This is a genomic window from Bacteroides acidifaciens, from assembly GCF_024623065.1.
GTDB lineage: Bacteria > Bacteroidota > Bacteroidia > Bacteroidales > Bacteroidaceae > Bacteroides > Bacteroides acidifaciens.
The window spans coordinates 1-20,867 of sequence record NZ_JANJZR010000058.1 but is presented as its reverse complement, the minus strand read 5'-3'; the positions used below and the strand labels follow the sequence as shown (position 1 = coordinate 20,867).

The following is a 20,867-nucleotide window of genomic DNA, read 5'->3' as shown; positions in this document are numbered from 1 at the left end:
AATGATAAGTAAATTCAAATTATATATTACATCGGTTGCGCTGGCACTCTGTTGTGTATCTTGTCTGGACAAATTTCCCGAAGACTCGATACCCTTTGACAAGGCAATCCAGACGGTAAAGGACGTAGACCTCGCAGTAATCGGCATCTACGACGCATTCAAGAGCAGTGCCCTTTATTCGGGCAATCTTACCTTGTTGCCCGACTTGCAAACCGACTTTGTATATGGAGTAAATGGAAATACAAACGTGTACGGGGATATCTGGCGGTGGAAGAACATCCTCGCCACTAATACAGACATTGAGGCCGTCTACGGTTCGCTCTATATGGTTATCAACCGTTGCAACTTTCTGCTCGACAGAGTGGACAATGTAAGAAAGAACGTCACCAATGATGAACAACTGGACAAACTCGACCAATGTTGTGGTGAAGCCTATTTTGCCCGTGCATTAGCTTACTCCGAATTGGTGAAACTCTTCTGTAAGGCATACGAGAGCGACGAAGACGCCGCCAACCAATTGGGAGTGATTCTGACACGCCATTATGGTGGCGATGAAGCCATGAAGCGCGCTTCACTGAAAGAGTCGTATGACTTTATCCTCGAAGACCTTGATCGTGCCGAAGAGCTGTTGAAAATAGAGGAGGACTATCCTGGAAATTTGTATGACGACAACCACTCTCCCTACTTCAACGAATATACTGTTCACGCCTTGCGTGCGCGCGTATCCTTATATATGAAGAACTGGGATGATGCCATCAAATATTCGACTAAAGTCATCGAAAGCAACAGATACCGTCTGTCGAGCTGCACCAATGCGATTACAAACGGTGTGAGCCACTACAAATATATGTGGACCAACGATTTCTCAACAGAGACCATTTGGCAAGTAGGATTCACCGTCACCTCCTATGGTGGTGCCTTAGGACGTATCTTTGCCAACTACGACTATGTGAGCCTCCGCCCGGACTATGTACCTGCCGAATGGGTCATCAACCTTTACGACAACAACGACTTGCGTGTGACTACATTCTTCCAAAACCAGACTACAAGCTACGGTCTCACTTGGCCTTTACTGATTAAGTACTTCGGCAACGAAAGTTTTGTAGAAAACCGCATCTTGCATGTATGTATGCCCAAGGTATTCCGCCTGTCGGAACAATACCTGATTCGTGCAGAAGCCTATGTGCAGAAAGAGCAGCCCGAATACGGCAAAGCGGGAACAGACATCTCCACACTCCGTCTGGCACGCTATTCGAGCTATGGAAGCGGTACTACTCCCATGAACAAGGACAATGCGATGGACATCATCGAGCAGGAACGTGTGAAGGAACTCTACATGGAAGGATTCCGCCTGCATGACCTGAAACGCTGGCACAAAGGATTCGAACGCAAGCCGCAGGCACAATCATTGGAAAACGGCAGCAGCCTGAAGGTGGAAAAAGACGATGTAATGTTCGTATGGCCCATCCCGCAACACGAACTGGATGCTCCCGGTTCGATAGTGGAACCTAATGAAAGTAACAAATAAGATTAAAACATACGATAATGAAAAAACTAATCATTGGATGCATGGCGGGGATTGCTGCCATCATCAGTTTTGTCGGATGTGAGCAGGACAATATGGTCTATAAAGGTCCGAATTATCTGATGTTTTCCGACACACTCTATCAGTATGCCGTACAAGAAACCAACGAGATATTCAACGTTCCCATTGCGGCTACTACGGCGGTTGACTATGACCGCAACCTTGCTGTGGAAATCATTGATAAGGAAAGCAATGCGGTAGAAGGCAAACACTATCGGCTGCTTTCAAACACCGTCACCATCAAGGCGGGCGAACGGGTTGCCAACATCGAAGTGCAAGGGGTGTATGACAATATCGAAGTCACCGACTCGCTGGGGTTTGCCTTGCGCCTGATTGTACCCGAATCGGAGCAGTGGAACCTTTACACCACAAAAGCAAAAGTCGTGATGCAGAAGTCATGTCCGTTTGACATTCACAACTTCACGGGTTATTGCCGCGTCACTTCCTCCTTCCTTTCTTCGGACTATATGCAAAATGTAGGCATCCGTCTGATTACTTCCGATGTAGTGGAAGGAGAAGAAAACACAATCGTGCTGCACGGACTCTACTTTGACGGCTACGACACCAAAATCAAGTTCGACCGCAAAGATATCCTCCGTCCGTTGATAGATATGGACAAGCACGTATGCGGACTTACCAGCGAGCCGTTCGGAACCATTCACGGAGACGGAAATCTGCGGTTGAGCCAGTCGGCAAACTATACATCCTACTACAGCAGTTGCCAGGACTTCATTTTCCAATACGTTACGCTGAGTGTAGACAATAAAGATGGTTCCGAATATGGCGTAGTAGGCACTTACATCAACCTCATCGAATGGATTAGTGAGGCGGAAGCAGAAAAACTAAAAGAACAAGGTTATTAAAACATTAAAACAATATAGTTATGAAAACGTTAAATTTGAAAAACATAAGCTGGAGCTTGATTATATCGGCAATGATGTGCATGGTTGCATTTGCCAGTTGTTCGGACGACGAAAAAGAAGATGTGAATATCACGTTTCCTGAACTGAAGGAGGAGACTCACGTAGTGGGCGATGAGATAGAAATCTCTTTCAATGCACCGGTAGACTGGCAGTTGACCAGCAAGGCAGCATGGTGTAAGTTCGTAAATGGTGATTTTGAAGACGCCACTACAAGTGGAAAAGCCGGCGACCAGACGGTAACAGCCAAGATTTTGGGAGACGGACAAGATTATATCAATGACAACACTACCGAAATCGTATTGAAGATGGGCGACAAAGAGCAGGTGATTTACAAGATTACCCGTTCGAAGAAAGCCTTTAGCGGTCTGACCATCAAATCTGTTCCCGAAGCGGAAGGCGAAGAAGCGGTAGAATATAGCGCAGAAAATCCGATTGTTGTCAAAGGATGTGATATCGATACAAATAGAGATGAATATCTTGTTATTGAAACCAATATTGAAGATGCAAATTTGACTGTTGGTGTCAAAGAAGGCGATAACCCGGATTGGATAAAAATAGAGAAAGACAATAATAAATATAAATTGGCTTTCAACAAAGATAAAAAAGACCTTGACCCCAAATATTCATTTGGTACCGACAAAGGTGGCAAAATCATATTTTCTGTAATGACTTCAGATAACTCCATCATTGGCACAGCAGAAATCCCTGTTGCTTATGAAGGATTAAAAGAAGGAGTATTGGTCAGCAGTCCTGCATATCCCAATTTGAGAATCAGTCAAGACGGAAAGAAAATCATCAGCACTGATGCCAATAACAAAAGTACAGTTTATCAAGATAAAATAGAAACAGAGATCATTACCCGTGATGATGAATTCGAAATTGTAACATTCGAACAAGTAGGTTCATTCATGGTTTTCCCCGGAATGGAACCTGTGTATCAGGCAGACGGCTTTATCTTTGGTGAAGATGCGGTGACAGACTGGGTTGATGTTAAAACAAACGGAACCAAATGCACAATAACATTCGAACCTTATGTGTTCTCTTACAATTATGACAATCGTGGAGTTGTTGTAATGGCTTTCCCAAAGAAAGAATATGAAAAAATCAAAAACGACTTGGAAAAGAACATTATCGTTGATGATTATATCAATCCCCGTTATCAAAGTTATGTATTGGGAGCTCCGGTTCAAACAGAAGATGTGGTAATGTCTTTCACTACATGTATAGCAATGGATGGAGAATTATTCCCGATTGCCAATATGATTGGTGAAGACTGCACAACCAAATATGACGGGGAAGAAATAGAAGGTGCCGGAACCGACAATATCTATACTTCTAACATCTTCAGTATGCTTTTCTCTACTTCTGAGGACGGCAAAGTCTACTATGAAATCAAAAACGGTGTAGATGGAATGATTCTTGAAAACGACGAATTTGACGGATTCTCAGCAGGACTGACAAACAAGGCAGGAAAAGACTACATCGTTCTGTCAACAGCAAATGCAGAAACTCTTCCTTTGCAACAAGGCAAACAGATTAAAGTGAAGTCTTCCAATGGAGAAGTGCTGGCATTACTGATTATCAACATCGGTGAGAATCCATTCTAAATTCCAATACCGACATTTGACAATTTTAGTTTAATAATACAGAAATAAATGAACTCAAAAAGAACAACATATTGGAAACTGTTTCTTATCCCCCTTTTCACCATGCTTTTCGGCATGGTGACGGGCGGATGTTCCGATGACAAGGAGGAACTGCAAGGCAGCCAGTACGGCTACGTGCAGTTCAAACTCTACAAATCGGCATCCTACGCCAAAGGTGGGACAACACGTGCGGGCGACCTGAACAAATTGGGCGAAGCACAGAAAGTAGAAATAGAAATGCTGTACAACGGTGCAAGCATCACGCAGACATTGATTCTGAACGCTTACAACGAATCCAATGCGGAGTACGGTATGCGTAGCGACAAGCTGCAACTGCTGGTAGGCGACTATAAAGTTGTGGGCTACAAACTGCTGGATAAGCTTGATGAAGTGATAACCAGTATCTCTGCCTCTTCAGACGAGACATTTACGGTCGTTTCGCGCGGACTGACGGTGAAAGACCTCACCGTAGACGTGCAAAGCCGTGGAACCGTAACGTTCAAACTTACAAAGACCGGACTTCCCGAAACACGCGCAACCGGTGATGCTTCGTATCTTTTCAAGGACATCAAACTGATTGACGTTACGGTAACCAACACGTTCACCCGCGAATCGACTACATTCAAGAAACTGAAAGTAGCCTATAAGGAGGAATACAAAGAACACGAGAACCCCGACAACCCGAACGACAAGTACATGGACATAGGCGTGGCAACCAGCGACTCCGCCGTATGGCTGCCCACCGGCAATTACCGTGTGACGGCTTACACCACCTACCGGAAAAGCGGCGCAGTGGAAACCGCCCTTGAAACCCAGGAAGTGGCAGGCGAACCGTTTGCTATCGAAGACAACCGCCTGACCAAACACGCCAATGTGCCCATCCTGCTCTCCGAAACGAAAGAGTACATCAAAGACTACATCGCACTAAAGGAAATATGGGAAGCACTGAACGGAACGGAATGGGGCTACTACGGAGCGGGCGAAACACCGGGAGCCAACTGGAACTTCAACAAGGAAATGGATATGTGGGGCGACCAGCCGGGCGTGACGCTTAACAGCAACGGACGCGTGGTAGGTCTGACGCTTGAGGGATTCGGTGCTAAAGGAAGAGTGCCCGACGCCATCGGACAGTTGACCGAACTGAAACTGCTCGCCTTAGGCTCGCACAGCGAAAAGCTCGGCAGAAATATGTTCGACCAGACAAACTGGAATGCCGACATGAGCGCTGCGCAACTGAAAAACCTGCGTATGCACTACCGGAACACGTTCCTCAATTACGACGTGCGCCAAGACTTGTCCGAAATGATACAGAAAAGCATCAACGACGACGCTACACAGCAACCCATCCGCAAGAGCAGCCGCATTTCGCTGAAAGACGCGCAAATCGGCAAATACACCAACGGGATTACATTCGTCTCAAAAGCCATCATGCGCCTGAAACGGTTGCAGTTGTTCTACATCGGCAACGCTCCCATCAAAGCGGAAGATATCTGTACGGAGTGGGAAAACCCCGATTCGGAATACGCCAAAGCATACGAAGCGGAGAACCTGAACTGGAAAAGCATGACCGAACTGACGGACATCGAGATTTACAACTGTGCACAGTTGGACAGATTCCCCGACTTCATATTCAACCTGCCCGAAATGCAACTACTGAACGTCGCTTCTAACACAGGCATCAGCGGCAAGCAACTGAAAGACGACTGGTCGAAACTTGCCCGGTCGCCCGTAGGTAAGAAGTTGCAGATTCTCTATCTGAGCTACAACAACCTCAAATCATTTCCCACAGACGGTTCTCTTTGCTACATGAAGAAAATGGGAATGCTCGACTGTTATGACAACGAGATTGAGACACTGGCTCCCTTTGGCAAAGACGTGAAGCTCGCTACGCTCACCCTCGCCTACAACAAAATACAGGAGATACCGGAAGAGTTCTGCGGATTCACCAACGACGTGGAGACACTGGACTTCTCGCACAACGAACTGAAGTACATCCCCAACATCTTCGATGCATCCTCCGTTCATGTCATGGGGGCGGTCGACCTCTCTTACAATCAGATTGGCTCCGTAGGCGGCAAAAACGTTGAAAACCCGGAAACATTCAAGGGCATCAATGCTTCCACCATATCCTTGGCATACAACAGTATCTCCAAGTTCCCGTCAGATCTGTTCAGAACCGGTTCGCCGATTTCAACCATCAACTTGAGCAACAACCGGATGACCGAAATTCCAGAATACTCGCTCAAAGGTAAAAACGGAAACTACAAGAACACCTATCTGCTGACTACAATCGACTTGCGTTTCAACAAACTGAAATCCCTGTCGGACGACTTCCGGGCAACGACCTTGCCTTACCTCTCCAACATGGACGTGAGCTACAACTGCTTCTCCAAGTTCCCCACCGAACCGTTGAATAGCAGCCAGTTGAAAGCCTTCGGTATCCGCCACCAGCGCGATGCCGACGGTAACCGCATCCTGCGCGAATGGCCCGAAGGCATCAGTACTTGCCCGAGCCTGCTCCAACTGCAAATCGGGGCCAACGACATTCGCAAGGTGAACGAAACCATTAACCCGCGGCTGTGGGTACTGGAGATTAAGGACAATCCCAACATCTCGCTCGACGTGACACACCTCTGCCCTTACATCAAGGCAGGTATGTATATGCTGATTTACGACAAGACCCAGGATATCCGAGGTTGCGACACTCTTAAACAATAAACTGATAGATAGAAAATGAAATATTTACATAAAGTCATAGCAGGATTGGTACTTTGCACAGGGTGCATCACTTCATGCAAGGACGACAACAAGACGGAACTTCCCGGTGGATTGCTGACGGATAAAGAAGAAATTGCAATCGGCCCGGAAGGCGGACTGGAGAAGATTGCCGTGTTGTCAGACATAAGCTGGGTGGCAGGCGCATCCAAACCCTGGATTGCCGTCTCTCCAGCAAACGGATTGGGAGCGGCCGAATGTCAGCTCACCATCGATTCTACGTTAGAGAATACGGCGCGCACGGCGCAAATCCGTTTCTCTTCCGAGCAGGCGGGACAGAAACTTATCACCGTCACGCAATTCGGTTTCGGCAAACAGATTTTGCTGAACGAAACGGATGTGGAAATCGAGAACTCGGCGCGTTATGAGAAGCGTACGTTCGAGATGGTGGTATCTACCAATATCAATTTCAAAATCGGGAGCGTCGAATATGCTTTCGACGGCATACAGTCGGACGAAGAGAAAGCCGAATACGAATCCGAACGCACCGGATGGCTCACCCAACCCCGGCAGGATGACTTGGCGGTGGACTTGGACAGAAAAGCCCGTCCGCGTACGGTGAAAGCCAACTTCCGTTGGGAAATGAATACAGCTCCCTTCGTTCGCGTAGCAAAGATTCACCTCGTGCCGATGGACCCGGCAAACGATCAGTTGGTAGACGACAACGGCAACCCGATAGAGGATGTTGTACTCACCGTCAGACAAAAACCTGCCCTCAAGATTGAAGACAACCGTGCGGGCGACTCACTGGCAGTCATCACCATCAACGAGAAGGTGCAGAGCATGATTAAATTTGAAACCAGCGAAAATATGCAGAACTGGGAAAACGTGACGCTGTGGGAAGCTACCGACAAGGACTTGCCGTGCGAAGAAGCGGTGGGACGCATACGTTCGGTAAACTTTGTTATGATTGACATGAAAGAGGGCGAATCCTTGCCGAAGGAAGTGCGTTACCTGAAATATTTGGAGTCGTTCTCCATCCGCAGCAACGCCAACTCACAAATCCGCGACATTCACTTGGGCGAGGAAATCTGCGAGTTGAAGCATCTGAAAGAGTTGGTTCTCTATTCGTACGGTATCACCTCTCTGCCGGCAAACTTCGCCAAATTGGGAGGCGCCACGAACGAAGGCTATGCAGGACTGAAATCACTGAGCTTGTCGGCAACCAACTTTGCTACTCTGTCGACTATTACGAAAGTGGTCAACAAAGAGAATTTCCCGTACTTGACTTCGCTCGCACTGAATGGTTCGCGTCGTACCGACTCACTCTCCGACCTGACACTGGTACAAGGCGGTAAGTACAACGGACGCCCCATCGGACTGTTTGTCAATGTTTCGAGAGGAAGCGAAAGAGACGCTCTTCTTAGCCTGCTTTTGTGGGAAAATCTGCAATCGCTGACGCTTGCTTACAACTTCATCGAAGGCGAACTTCCGACAGACGAAGAGATGGAAACGGCACTCGAGAGAGCGGGCAGACCGACACACTACACGTCTGACGACTTCTCGACCGAAAAGGCGGACTACCTCGATAAATTGGTAGGCGACACGTGCCGTTGGTTGCTCACGGATGACAATCCAGTAACATTCACAGCTACCGATGAGACAACGGAAACCGTGACTGGTCAGGAAATTCCGCGTGTATTGCCCAAGACCCGCTATCTCTCTATCAACCTGAACTTCCTCACCGGAAAACTGCCCAACTGGGTGCTTTTCCATCCTTACTTTGTAGAATGGTATCCGGAAATCGGATTCTTTATCCAGCAGGAAAGAGGTAAGAACTCCGCTGGAGAATCGGTAGGATTCAGCAACATAGACGCGGACAACTTCGACTTTACGTATTATTATGGAGCAGAAGACCCTGGCAGCAACACAACCGTATCGGGAGTTGCCTATCCGCTCTACTACCGTCGTTTTGTAGCCAACTCCTCGACGGAAGACGCAGAGTAGTAATCATTTACAAGAACAATTATCTAACAAGTAAACATGAGAAATAGATTCTTATATACACTTCTGTTGGGATTGGCGCTGACCGCCTGCTCGGACCACGAGCAGGCAGAGCAGACGCCTGTTTCGGCAGAAGACACGGAAATCCGGTTTCCCGCTGACGTAACAGCAGGCGAACTTATCATCAAATTCAAACCCGAAATGACGGAAATCCTTGATCGCGCACTGACCCGTGCCGCCAGAAACGGCGGTGTGTCCACCCGCTCGGGGATTCCTTCGACCGATGAGATACTCGACATCTTAGGCGGATATCACTTCGAGCGCATCTTCCCGGCAGACGCCAAGAACGAAGAGCGTACCCGTGCCGCAGGATTGCATCTGTGGTATTTAGTGAAGTTCGACAAGAATACCGACCTGAAAGAAGCTGCCCAACGTATTTCTCAATTAGGAGAAATCTCCAAGGTGCAAGGAAACAGCCACATCAAGCGCGCCTACAAGACCGATGCACATCGGGTATACGTCAATGAATCGGCATTGCAACGCCATGCTGCAACCCGCACCGGCAGAGCATCGGCTACGTTCACAGACCCGGGACTGGTCTATCAATGGCATTACAACAATACAGGTACGTACGACTTTGAGAACCAGAATCCGCTCAACAACGGAGCCGTAGAGGGATGCGACGTAGGCTGTTACGAAGCGTGGAAGAAATGCACAGGAGACCCCTCCATTATTGTTGCCGTATTGGACGAGGGAGTGATGCTTACCCACCCTGACTTGAAAGACAACATTTGGGTAAACGAAGGCGAAGAGTTTAACGCCGGAAAAGACGCCGACAACAACGGTTATGTAGACGACAAACACGGCTACAACTTCGTAGAAAATTCCGGAAACATCACATGGTCGTCGGAATACGACACTGGTCACGGCACGCATGTGGCAGGGACCATCGCTGCCATGAACGGCAACGGAGTAGGTGTATGCGGTATCGCCGGAGGTAACGGCACTCCCGGCTCGGGCGTGAAAATCATGGCATGCCAAGTATTTGCAGGCGACGCAGGCGTTACACTCACCGCTGAAGCCAAAGCCATCAAATATGCGGCAGACAACGGGGCTGTCATTTTGCAGTGCAGTTGGGGCTACAATTCAGCAGATGCCAACATTGCCGAAGGATTCAGCCCCGGTCCAGCTACGCAAAAGGAATGGGAAACAACCTATCCACTCGAAAAAGAGGCCTTGGACTACTTCATCCACAACGCAGGTTCGCCCAACGGTGTCATTGAAGGCGGACTCGCCATCTTCGCTGCCGGCAACGAGTATGCAGGTATCCCTGCTTATCCAGGCGCATACTCCAAATGTGTCACTGTAAGTTCTACAGCGGCCGACTTCACACCGGCGTCTTACACCAACTATGGTGTGGAAATAGACATTTGCGCACCCGGAGGTGATACGGAATACTACGCTGCTATCGGCAAGGAATCGCCCGAGTTTTGGGAAGAAAACGATCCTTATGCCGGTTCCATTCTTTCCACTATGATGAAGAACGGTACCCCCGCCTACGGTTACATGGACGGCACTTCGATGGCTTGTCCGCACGTGTCGGGAGTAGCCGCTTTAGGCTTGTCGTATGCAGTGAAACTGCGCCGCCACTTCAAAGCGTCCGAGTTCATCGGTCTGCTGAAAGAATCTGTCAAACCGGTAGATACTTGGTATGGCGGTGGCAAAAAGAAAACTTATTACCGCAACCATACATCGCCAGGGGCTTCGCCTGCACAGCTGGAACTGTCGAAGTATATCGGCAAAATGGGAACCGGAGTAGCCAATGCCGCTTTGTTGCTCAACAATATCGAAGGCAACGGAACGGAGATGAAAGTACCCAACGTCTACGTAGCGGAAAACACAACGTCGACCACCAACTTGGCGTATTACTTCGTGGATGGTGAGAAACTCACTTACACTTGTACATCGTCCGATGCCAACGTCGCTAAAGTAACGGTAGTCAACGGCACTCTGATGGAGGTGACCGGCATTGCCACCGGAACGGCACGCATCACCGTAAAACCAAGTGTCGGAATGGAACAGACCATCGTCGTGACCGTCCGCAAGAAAGCTAATGACAACGGTTGGCTGTAATCACCTGATGAGACAATGAAGTTCTTTAGTCTAATAAGAATAGTTGTATTCCTTGTGGGAACAGGGCTGTTCGGAGCACTACACGCACAGAACAGCCCCGCTTCCCTGCAAGCAAGGAGAGATTCGTTGCTGAATCCTTCATTGATGAAACAGGCGGAACGGGTACTGCGATTCGAAAAGAGCGTGCAGAACATAGGTACACTGACTGAAGACGATGTTCCTGTAACCTATCGGTTTGTCTGCACCAATGTAAGCAACCGTCCTCTCCTCATCAAGCGCGCCACATCGACGTGCAGTTGCGTCACCGTCAGGCTCGACAGCAAGGAATTGCTGCCTGGCAAGCAACAGGTCGTCAACTTGACGTTTCACCCGAAGAATCATCCCGGCACGATAGACACCCATGTGTTTGTCTACCTCTCCTCTTCGGACAAGACACCCGTAGCACGGCTTACCCTGACGGGAGACGTACTTCCGGGTAAGGATGAATGGGCACGCTTCCCATATTCAATGGGGAAGTTACGGCTAAAGCAAAACACAATGACCTTCGGTGAGGTGAGAACCGGACATCGGTCTACGGAACGTATCTTCTGCGGCAACAGCAGCAGTAAACCTATGCAACTGACTGCCCTGATACTTCCTGCCTATGTCACCTTCCACACCGATCCGGCAGTGATTCCGCCAGGCGGAGAAGGCGATATCGTAGTCACAGTAGACGCTTCATTGATTCCTGTCGGTGCGAAAGCAGAATTCACCTTCCCGATTATTATCGAAGGTGTCAGCGCCCGCCCGTCAGACCGTACATTGAATATAAAAGTTAAACGTATCAATTAATAAAAAAATAAATTCGACATGAAGAATATTTTCAAACTCATGGTTTTATTTGCTCTTCTGTTCTGCGGCTCGTCCTGCAGTGATGATGAAGAGTTAACCGTTGCTCGTCTGGAAGTCACCACCGCCAATCTGAACGGAGTGTGGCAACTTGCCGAATGGAATGGTCAGCCCTTGGCTGAGGACACTTATTGCTATATAAAGTTTAACCGCAAGGACCAAACGTTCGAGATGTATCAAAAATTCGACAGCATGTATGCCCGTTACATTACCGGTAGTTTCAGCATCCGTAAAGACCCTTACTTGGGTGCAGTCATCGCTGGTGTCTACGACTACGGCAACGGTGACTGGAATAATGAATACATCGTCACCGACCTGCTGGAAAGCGGTTCAATGGTGTGGACGGCTACGGAGGATAAAAGCGATATAAATAAGTATGTGCGTTGTGACAGAATCCCTGACGAGATTATTGAAGAAGTCAAAGCAGACCAAGAATAAGGCGTATATTCCTTTAATCATACTAGTCATTTTTTTACGGGCTCCTAATATTAATAGTCCGTTAAAAATTCAACCTATCGGCTAAGCGGCTTCTGCCGCTATGCCAAAGAGTTCCTTGATAAGTTTAGTATTAAATGTTCTGTTCGGCTTCATACCTGACTTGCTTAAAATTCTTTTGAGCATATAAATATTACTCAGACAGTTCTTTAGCAGTCTGATGGAAAGCGACGGATAGTATCGTTTCCGCATGACTTTTGAGATGTTTATCGAGGCTAGTGAAACATTGAAAGCGAAGTCAAGTTTCGCTGTGCCATTATAACGGCTCAGTCTGAAAATTTTGGGGATTTGATTCAGGGCAATCACATCCTTAAAAAAAATCATTCCGGTGCGGTAAGGAACAAAATTATATGTGTATGAATTTGTTCGACCTGGTAGTGAAACAAGCCGAACCATGTGCTTGAGTTATTCAAGTCTCCTACATCATTTCATAGAGTGTAGTACTTGTTACAAACAATTCTCCTACTTGTAACAGGCAATTCTCCTACTAACTATTAAAATAGAAAACCGCCTTCAGCCTTCAGTTCTTCAAAAAAGCCCCTTTTCATCGGTGTTTTGGGGCTGAAGGCACTCCTGAAGGCGGAAGTGTATGCCTCCGGCTCACTTTTGCCACATGGTGAATCTATATACCCCAAATTAAACTCTTTAGGGTAAACTTACATGGAGTAGTGGATAAAAAGTTCTTCCTTTTTAGAATAGCAAAGATATATGCATATCCCCACTAAATTTCTACTGCCCTCTACTATGCGCCTACTCGAATCAGTTGGAATTTGCGTATTGGAGTATAAAAGAAAACCCATTGAAATGATTGTATTTCAATGGGCTCTGAGAAATTACCGAATCGATAGTGGTGCCACCAGGAATCGAACCGGGGACACAAGGATTTTCAGTCCTTTGCTCTACCAACTGAGCTATGGCACCTTGTACTGTTTGTTCCGGTAATATCTCTTTTGCGGTTGCAAAGGTAGTGAAACTTTTGGATTCTGCAAGCCTTTTAGAAATAAAAAACACTGATAAAAAGTTAATATACTTATTATCAGTGTTATATGTGTTGAAGTATTTTAGCTAAATGCTGAATATTTTATTTTTCCTCCTTCAATGGATTCCAACCTTGCGCTTTCAGTTCGAATTCTTGTCCGTCACGGGTGATCAAAGCGCAACCTAACTCCGGTTTGGTGATATGACCGATGAGGCGGATACCTTCCATTTGCGATACTTTCTCATGGTCAGCGATAGGTATGGTGAAAAGAAGTTCATAGTCCTCACCGCCATTCATAGCGCAAGTGGTCAGATTCATGTTGAACTCTTCTGCCATGACAGCGGTCTGATAGTCGATGGGGATATGTTCTTCGTAAACACGGCAGCCGGCATTGCTCTGTTTGCAGATATGCATAAGCTCCGATGATAAACCATCGGAAATATCCATCATGGAAGTCGGGATGATATTGGCGGCAGCAAGTTTCTCGATGATGTCTTTACGGGCTTCTGGTTTCAGTTGGCGTTCCAATAGGTATTCTTTGCCGGAGAAGTCAGGTTGTACGTCCTTCTCACCTTTTAATACACTTTTTTCACGTTCCAGTAGTTGCAGTCCCATGTAGGCGGCACCTAAGTCGCCACTGACACAGATCAAGTCTGTTTCTTTCGCTCCGTTGCGGTAGACTACCTTGTCTTTATCCGCTTCGCCTATACAAGTGATGCTGATGGCAAGTCCTGTAAGCGAAGACGTTGTATCGCCACCTACAATATCTACATTGTATTGTTGACAAGCCAAACGGATACCTGCATAAAGCTCGTCCATATCTTCCACGCTGAAACGTTTGGATAATCCGAGAGATACCGTTATTTGTCTGGGAGTGCCGTTCATGGCGTAAATGTCCGAGAAATTAACTATGGCAGACTTATATCCCAAATGCTTCAGGGGAACGTACGTCAGGTCGAAATGTACACCTTCCATAAGCAAGTCTGTAGTCACCAATACTTGTTTTTCGGATGGGTAGGAGAGGACGGCGGCATCATCGCCTACTCCATATTTGCTGGATTCGTTTTCTAGTTTGATTCCCTTGGTGAGGCGGTCGATCAGACCGAACTCACCAAGAGTAGCTATTTCTGTTCTCATAAATCGGTTATAATGTTTAGGCACGATTGATAAGTTCACGCATGATGGTCGTCATTTTGGGTTGGGCGGCATCAGCTGCTTTCTGGACTTCTTCGTGCGTTACTTCTACGATTTTTCCTTCTACGCCCAAGTCGGTAATAACGGAAATACCAAAAACCTTGATTCCGCAATGGTTAGCGACAATCACCTCAGGAACGGTAGACATACCTACGGCATCAGCACCTAAGATATGGAATAATTTATACTCAGCAGGAGTTTCGAAGGTAGGGCCTTGAGTCCCTATGTATATACCATGTTGTACCTTGATACCTTTCTCTCTCGCAATCTCGTCAGCTTTACGGATTAACTCTTTGCTATACGCTTCGCTCATATCCGGGAAACGGGGACCATACGGAATGTTTTTTCCACGAAGCGGATGTTCGGGGAAGTAGTTGATATGGTCGGTGATAATCATCAAATCACCGATTTCGAAGTCTGCATTTGTCCCGCCACTGGCGTTGGACACAAACAAGGTCTTGATTCCTAATTCGCGCATCACACGTACAGGGAAAGTCACTTCTTTCATAGAATAACCCTCGTAATAGTGGAAGCGTCCTTGCATAGCCATGATATCCTTATTGCCTAGTTTGCCGAAAATCAGCTTACCGCTATGACCTTCGACCGTAGATACCGGGAAGTTCGGGATATCCGAATACTTTATTTCATACTTCTCGGTGATTTCGTTTGCCAAACTGCCAAGTCCGGTGCCAAGAATGATGGCTGTTTCGGGACTAGTGTGCATCTTCTCTTTAAGATAAGCTGCGGTTTCTTGTATTTTTTCTAACATAGTCAATAATATGTTGGTTAAATTTATCTTGTTGATTTTGTAATATCTCTATTTCAATAGGTAAAGCATAGATAAATGGTTTCAGTTCTTCGTCCAGTTCCGGATGGTTGACTAGGCGTGTCGCATCCTTCTCGGTGGTGATTATCAATCGTTTTTCACCTGTTAATCGCTTGAATCGTTCCTTTATCTGTTGCATATCTTTGTGAGTGAAATCATGGTGGTCACTGAAAGATAGCGTTTCTATTTGTTTTGTACAATCTTCCAGCCTTTCCAGAATAGGAGCAGGAGATGCAATGCCGGTAACTAACAATATATTGGTATCCGTTAGTGAAGATAAAGAAATATCTTTGCCTGCTTGGATTACATTTGCTGCGGTTTCTTTAACTCCCTGTTGGAATACAGGTTGCAGACTCCCATAACGGAACGATGAGAAGAATAACTGCTGATACGGATAAAGATTCAACCGTTTAGTAATAATATTGAAATCAATAGGTTTGATGTCCTGAGGACATTTGGTGACAATGACGATTTGTGCACGGTTTTTTCCACTGACCAGCTCACGCAAACGACCTGCCGGAAGCAGTGTGTCGTCACAGAAAAGACGGTGGTAGTCTGTCAATAGAATACTTAGGCCGGGTTTGACATAGCGGTGTTGGAAGGCATCGTCCAGCAGAACGATATCTACTACGGGTTCTTTCAAAGCAAGCAGTTTTTCTATTCCATGGCAGCGGTTTTCGTCAACAGCCAACGTGACGGACGGGAACTTGGTATACATCTGATAAGGTTCGTCGCCAATTGTCTTGGCGGTACTTTGGGGAGTGGCGAGCACGTAGCCTTGTGTACGCCGTTTATATCCCCGGCTTAGTACAGCTACCTGATATTTATCATGGAGCAACTTTATCAAATATTCGGTATGAGGAGTTTTGCCTGTTCCGCCTACAGCCAGGTTACCTACACTAATGACAGGAACGTCGAAACTCTTCGACCGGAGGAATCCCCAGTCAAAGAGTTTATTTCTTATTATTACCGCTGTTCCGTATAGCCACGAAACAGGATATAGCCATTTATGTATCTTGAAAAAGTGCTCGTTCATGCAATACGTTTTATTTAATATTCAATTCGAATGGAATACGTGCCTGAATCATGGATTGTTCTTTTAAGTTTTTCAGTAAGCCGAATTGTTGGTAATACTCGCCTAATTTACTTTTCAGAAGTTGCGATTCTACATAATTGGTCGGTTTTGTGTCGAATAGAGAAGACAGGAAATCCTGCTTGGCAGGATAGGATACTATTGTATATCCTTCAATACCCGCTTTGGCTACGGCAATATCCAATGCTTTGTCAATGCCCCCAAGTTCGTCTACCAATCCCAACTCTTTGGCTGTTGCACCGGTCCACACACGTCCTTCGGCAATCTTTTCGATTGCTTCCTTTGTCATATGGCGCCCTTCGGCACATCTGCCTACAAATGTGTCATATCCCTGGGTAATCATCATCTGTAATAATGACTTCTCACCCTCATTGAAAGGACGCATAATATTTCCGAAATCTGAATATTTGTTGGTTTTTACTACATCATATGTCAGGCCTATTTTCTCTGTTAATTCTTTGACATTCGGAACCATTCCGAAGATGCCGATAGAGCCGGTCAGAGTTGTAGGTTCCGCAACAATCGTATCGGCTACACAAGAGATATAATAACCGCCTGACGCTGCATAATCACCCATGGAAACGATGACGGGCTTTTGGGCTTTCAATTCTTTCACCGCATGCCAGATTTGTTCCGAAGCAAAAGCACTTCCGCCCGGAGAATTAACACGGAGTACCACAGCTTTCACATCGTCATCTTCTTGCAACTTACGTAAATCGCGGCTCACTTTGGGACCTACGATACCTTCCTCGGAAGCAGAGGAACTGGGATAATCTGTGATTTCACCGGATGCATAGTAAACGGCAACGATATTACCGCTTTTATCTTTGGGGACATTCTTTTTTACATTAATCATATCTGCCAGTCCCACTATGGGCAGACGGTCGTCTTTATCTATTTCCACCATCTCTTTGAGATAGTTGCGTACGTCATTACGATAAATCAGCGTATCGGCCAATCCGCATTTCACGCTTTCTTCTGCCGGATAGAACATTAACATACGGTCTGCATAAGCATTGAGAGAATCGACAGGAAGACTACGGCTGGCAGCTACACCTTCCGTCACTTGTCTCCAGATGGAGTTGATGAAAACTGTAACCTGTTCGCGGTTGGCCGGACTCATTTCAGTAGCAATGAACGGCTCGACGGCAGATTTGTAGGTTCCTACCTTGAATACTTGCATCTCCACACCGATTTTCTGAAGCAGATCCTTGTAGAAGAGAGGGGCGGAAGCGATACCACGCCATTCGATCATCCCTTTGGGATTAAGCAATACTTTGTCGGCTACACTGGACAGATAATAAAGTCCTTGGGTATAAGAGTCACCATAAGCAATGATGAATTTTCCGCTTTCCTTGAAATCAAGTAATGCATTACGTATCTCCTGTAAGGAAGCGTAGGATGCGTCCAATGAACTGGCTTGCAAATAAATTCCTTTGATATTTTCGTTCTCTTTGGCTTTCTTGACGGACGAAAGAATGTCATCCAGTCCGTATGTGCTGGACTCGTCACCGAGTAACTGTGATAAAATGCCCAATGGGTCTTCTTGCGTACGTTCCACCAACGTACCGTTCAAATCGAGCATCATTACGGAATTCTTTTTTACTATTGTCTCTGTATCCGAAGTAGAAATGATACCGAACAACGTTACCATGCTGATGATAAATAATGCAATACTTGACAAAATGATACCTGTCACCGTGGCAAGTGTGAATTTCAAGAAATCTTTCATTGTACTTATTGTTTTTTTGCGCCAGCTTATTATTAAGCTAACAAAGATAAATAATTGAGTTGATATTTATTCAATAAGTCGTACGAATTTTTGTTTTATCACAATGAATCTGTATAAATCCGTGCTTCTTTCGTTTAAGATTTAAGTATATTTGTCAATATACACTCGTTTTGAATGGGAAGAAATCTTTAATTTTGTGGCATGGTTTGTGATGCGACATTAACTTAACACTATATTTGCATGAAAAGAAAAATCTCTTTGGTAACCACTGCTTTGGCAGGCTTATTCTTTTATTCTTCCTGCACCCCGACAGAAAAAACGGAAACGCAGGATTATACTCAATATGTTAATACTTTTATTGGCGCTGCTGATAACGGTCATACATTTCCCGGTGCGTGTTATCCTTTCGGAATGGTGCAGACTAGTCCCGTAACAGGTGCAGTCGGTTGGAGATACTGTTCTGAGTATGTTTATCAGGACACGTTGATTTGGGGATTCACTCAGACCCATCTGAACGGAACGGGATGCATGGATTTGGGAGATATTCTGGTAATGCCCGTCACTGGTACACGTGCCCGTGCATGGGATGCTTATCGTAGCCATTTCTCCAAAGATAAAGAAGCCGCTACTCCGGGTTATTATACGGTTGAACTTTCCGATCCTCAGGTGAAAGCGGAACTGACCGCTTCTATTCATGCAGCTCTGCATCGTTACACTTATCATAAAGCCGATTCGGCTTCAGTCTTGATTGACTTGCAGCATGGACCTGCATGGAGAGAAGCACAGTATCATTCACAAGTGAACAGTTGCGAAGTAAACTGGGAAGATGCACAGACACTGACCGGGCATGTCAATAATACCGTATGGGTAGATCAGGATTATTTCTTCGTGATGAAATTCAATCGCCCTGTCGTAGATTCTCTTTATCTTCCAATGGGAGAAACAGAAAAAGGAAAACGCATCGTTGCTACTTTCGACATGAAACCGGGCGAAGAACTGATGATGAAAGTTGCCCTTTCCACTACCAGTGTAGATGGAGCAAAGAAGAATCTGGAAGCCGAAATTCCTGCATGGGACTTTGACGGAGTGAAAACTGCCGTTCATAATGAATGGAATAATTATCTGAGCCGTATTGAAATAGACGGTACTGATGATGAAAAGACCGATTTCTATACTTGTTTCTATCATGCGCTGATTCAGCCAAATCAAATCTCGGATGTAGACGGTATGTACCGTAACGCTGCCGACTCCATAGTGAAATCCGGAATAGGAACTTTCTATTCCACCTTCTCTCTGTGGGATACCTATCGTGCCGCTCATCCGTTCTATACATTAGTGATTCCCGAGCGTGTGGATGGTTTTGTAAATTCGTTGATAGAGCAAGGTGAAGTACAAGGCTTCCTGCCTATTTGGGCGTTGTGGGGAAAAGAAAATTTCTGTATGATTGGCAATCACGGTGTATCAGTTATTGCTGAGGCCTATCGTAAGGGATTCCGTGGCTTTGATGCCGAACGCGCTTTTAATATGATAAAGAAAACTCTGACAGTCTCTCATCCATTGAAGTCGAACTGGGAAGTTTATACAAAATACGGATATTTTCCGACCGACTTGATAAAAGCGGAGTCGGTATCTTCTACTTTGGAGTCAGTGTATGATGATTATGCCGCCGCCGACATGGCACGCCGTATGGGAAAAGATGAAGATGCCGCTTATTTCGCAAAACGTGCGGATTATTATAAGAACCTCTTCGATTCGGAAACTCAATTTATGCGTCCGCGAAAGGCTGATGGAACTTGGAAAGTTCCGTTTAATCCGAGTGCGTTGGGACATTCCGAAAGTATTGGCGGTGACTATACTGAGGGGAATGCATGGCAATATACCTGGCATGTACAGCATGATGTGCCGGGATTAATCAGTCTGTTTGGCGGTGAAAGACCTTTCTTGAACAAGTTGGACTCTTTGTTCACAGTTAAGCTCGAAGGTGAAAGCCTGTCGGATGTGACAGGTTTGATTGGGCAATATGCTCACGGCAACGAACCGAGCCACCATGTTACTTATTTGTATGCATTGGCCGGTCGTCCGGAACGTACGCAGGAGCTGGTTCGTGAAATCTTCGATACCCAATATAAGAATAAACCCGACGGACTTTGTGGCAACGATGACTGTGGTCAGATGTCAGCCTGGTATATGCTTAGCGCAATGGGATTCTATCCGGTAGATCCGGTGAGCGGGGAATATGTATTCGGTGCTCCTCAATTGCCGAAGATGGTATTGCATCTGGCTGATGGAAAGACTTTCACGGTTATTGCAGAGAACTTGTCTGAAGAGCATCTGTATGTGGATAGCATTACGCTGAATGGAGAACCTTACACGAAGAATTCAATATCACATGAAGATATTGTGAAGGGTGGGACGTTGGTGTATAAGATGAAATAATTCTCAAAGTATTTTCACCGTGATGAGAAAAAATACTCATCATGGTGAGAACTTTTTCTCATTATGATGAGTATTTATTTTCATTGCAGTGAGAATACTCCCTTGTCAGAACATACTGTGATGACGTATTTAGGATGACTTAGAGCCTGTTTAAATTTTCCTGAGATTATGTTAGATAGGCTTTACCGACCAGTTTTTATTCGTCACATAGTCTCCGT

The 20,867-nt window shown here is 46.0% G+C and carries 13 protein-coding genes and 1 tRNA gene; 9 read left to right on the top strand and 5 right to left on the bottom strand.

The window, feature by feature from the left end; genetic code table 11:
* Nucleotide 1: 1 nt before the first annotated feature.
* The 8 genes from NSB03_RS14765 to NSB03_RS14730 are packed head-to-tail and all read left to right on the top strand — an operon-like array spanning nt 2 to nt 12,332.
* A complete protein-coding gene (locus NSB03_RS14765; RefSeq protein ID WP_024987922.1) occupies nt 2–1,528 on the top strand; it encodes a RagB/SusD family nutrient uptake outer membrane protein in 1,527 nt (508 codons plus the stop codon).
* Nucleotides 1,529–1,545: 17 nt separating this feature from the next.
* Complete coding sequence (locus tag NSB03_RS14760; RefSeq protein ID WP_024987921.1) at nt 1,546–2,448, top strand: DUF4984 domain-containing protein; 903 nt, start codon at nt 1,546–1,548, stop codon at nt 2,446–2,448.
* Between the two features lie 20 nt (nt 2,449–2,468).
* The gene (locus NSB03_RS14755; protein ID WP_257466473.1) at nt 2,469–4,115 is read left to right on the top strand and encodes a DUF8477 domain-containing protein; all 1,647 of its coding nucleotides are present in this window, start codon (nt 2,469–2,471) and stop codon (nt 4,113–4,115) included.
* A 48-nt stretch (nt 4,116–4,163) separates the two neighbouring features.
* Nucleotides 4,164–6,872, top strand: coding sequence for a DUF4458 domain-containing protein (locus NSB03_RS14750; RefSeq protein ID WP_257466472.1), 2,709 nt, complete (start codon nt 4,164–4,166; stop codon nt 6,870–6,872).
* Between the two features lie 15 nt (nt 6,873–6,887).
* The gene (locus NSB03_RS14745) at nt 6,888–8,876 is read left to right on the top strand and encodes a BACON domain-containing protein (RefSeq protein ID WP_024987918.1); all 1,989 of its coding nucleotides are present in this window, start codon (nt 6,888–6,890) and stop codon (nt 8,874–8,876) included.
* Nucleotides 8,877–8,912: 36 nt separating this feature from the next.
* Entirely contained in the window at nt 8,913–11,006 is a 2,094-nt protein-coding gene (locus NSB03_RS14740) for a S8 family peptidase (RefSeq protein ID WP_257466471.1), read from the top strand.
* Nucleotides 11,007–11,021: 15 nt separating this feature from the next.
* A complete protein-coding gene (locus NSB03_RS14735) occupies nt 11,022–11,837 on the top strand; it encodes a DUF1573 domain-containing protein (RefSeq protein ID WP_024987917.1) in 816 nt (271 codons plus the stop codon).
* Between the two features lie 18 nt (nt 11,838–11,855).
* Entirely contained in the window at nt 11,856–12,332 is a 477-nt protein-coding gene (locus NSB03_RS14730; protein WP_024987916.1) for a lipocalin-like domain-containing protein, read from the top strand.
* 905 nt (nt 12,333–13,237) lie between these two features.
* On the opposite strand, the gene NSB03_RS14725 is transcribed toward NSB03_RS14730, so the two are convergent.
* The 5 genes from NSB03_RS14725 to sppA all read right to left on the bottom strand — a co-directional run bounded on the left by NSB03_RS14725 (nt 13,238) and on the right by sppA (nt 18,213).
* A tRNA-Phe gene (locus tag NSB03_RS14725) sits at nt 13,238–13,310 on the bottom strand.
* Between the two features lie 160 nt (nt 13,311–13,470).
* The gene (gene thiL, locus NSB03_RS14720; RefSeq protein ID WP_024987914.1) at nt 13,471–14,505 is read right to left on the bottom strand and encodes a thiamine-phosphate kinase; all 1,035 of its coding nucleotides are present in this window, start codon (nt 14,503–14,505) and stop codon (nt 13,471–13,473) included.
* Between the two features lie 16 nt (nt 14,506–14,521).
* Nucleotides 14,522–15,331, bottom strand: coding sequence for a purine-nucleoside phosphorylase (locus NSB03_RS14715; RefSeq protein WP_121767454.1), 810 nt, complete (start codon nt 15,329–15,331; stop codon nt 14,522–14,524).
* Nucleotides 15,294–16,424 (bottom strand): tetraacyldisaccharide 4'-kinase, encoded by a 1,131-nt coding sequence (gene lpxK / locus NSB03_RS14710; RefSeq protein ID WP_024987913.1) that lies wholly within the window; start codon nt 16,422–16,424, stop codon nt 15,294–15,296. Before lpxK ends, NSB03_RS14715 begins: the two co-directional genes overlap by 38 nt.
* Nucleotides 16,425–16,434: 10 nt before the next feature.
* A complete protein-coding gene (gene sppA, locus NSB03_RS14705; RefSeq protein ID WP_136014052.1) occupies nt 16,435–18,213 on the bottom strand; it encodes a signal peptide peptidase SppA in 1,779 nt (592 codons plus the stop codon).
* Nucleotides 18,214–18,453: 240 nt separating this feature from the next.
* Between sppA and NSB03_RS14700 the strand changes: the two genes are divergently transcribed.
* Nucleotides 18,454–20,649: a GH92 family glycosyl hydrolase gene (locus NSB03_RS14700; protein WP_024987912.1), complete on the top strand. Its 2,196-nt coding sequence runs from the start codon at nt 18,454–18,456 to the stop codon at nt 20,647–20,649.
* The last annotated feature ends 218 nt before the right edge of the window (nt 20,650–20,867 follow it).

Excerpts from the sequence above, each read along its gene's own strand:
- NSB03_RS14765 (WP_024987922.1), top strand. The coding sequence starts at position 2 with ATGATAAGTAAATTCAAATTATATATTACATCGGTTGCGCTGGCACTC.
- NSB03_RS14760 (WP_024987921.1), top strand. The coding sequence starts at position 1,546 with ATGAAAAAACTAATCATTGGATGCATGGCGGGGATTGCTGCCATCATC.
- NSB03_RS14755 (WP_257466473.1), top strand. The coding sequence starts at position 2,469 with ATGAAAACGTTAAATTTGAAAAACATAAGCTGGAGCTTGATTATATCG.
- NSB03_RS14750 (WP_257466472.1), top strand. The coding sequence starts at position 4,164 with ATGAACTCAAAAAGAACAACATATTGGAAACTGTTTCTTATCCCCCTT.
- NSB03_RS14745 (WP_024987918.1), top strand. The coding sequence starts at position 6,888 with ATGAAATATTTACATAAAGTCATAGCAGGATTGGTACTTTGCACAGGG.
- NSB03_RS14740 (WP_257466471.1), top strand. The coding sequence starts at position 8,913 with ATGAGAAATAGATTCTTATATACACTTCTGTTGGGATTGGCGCTGACC.
- NSB03_RS14735 (WP_024987917.1), top strand. The coding sequence starts at position 11,022 with ATGAAGTTCTTTAGTCTAATAAGAATAGTTGTATTCCTTGTGGGAACA.
- NSB03_RS14730 (WP_024987916.1), top strand. The coding sequence starts at position 11,856 with ATGAAGAATATTTTCAAACTCATGGTTTTATTTGCTCTTCTGTTCTGC.
- thiL (WP_024987914.1), bottom strand. The coding sequence starts at position 14,505 with ATGAGAACAGAAATAGCTACTCTTGGTGAGTTCGGTCTGATCGACCGC.
- NSB03_RS14715 (WP_121767454.1), bottom strand. The coding sequence starts at position 15,331 with ATGTTAGAAAAAATACAAGAAACCGCAGCTTATCTTAAAGAGAAGATG.
- lpxK (WP_024987913.1), bottom strand. The coding sequence starts at position 16,424 with ATGAACGAGCACTTTTTCAAGATACATAAATGGCTATATCCTGTTTCG.
- sppA (WP_136014052.1), bottom strand. The coding sequence starts at position 18,213 with ATGAAAGATTTCTTGAAATTCACACTTGCCACGGTGACAGGTATCATT.
- NSB03_RS14700 (WP_024987912.1), top strand. The coding sequence starts at position 18,454 with ATGAAAAGAAAAATCTCTTTGGTAACCACTGCTTTGGCAGGCTTATTC.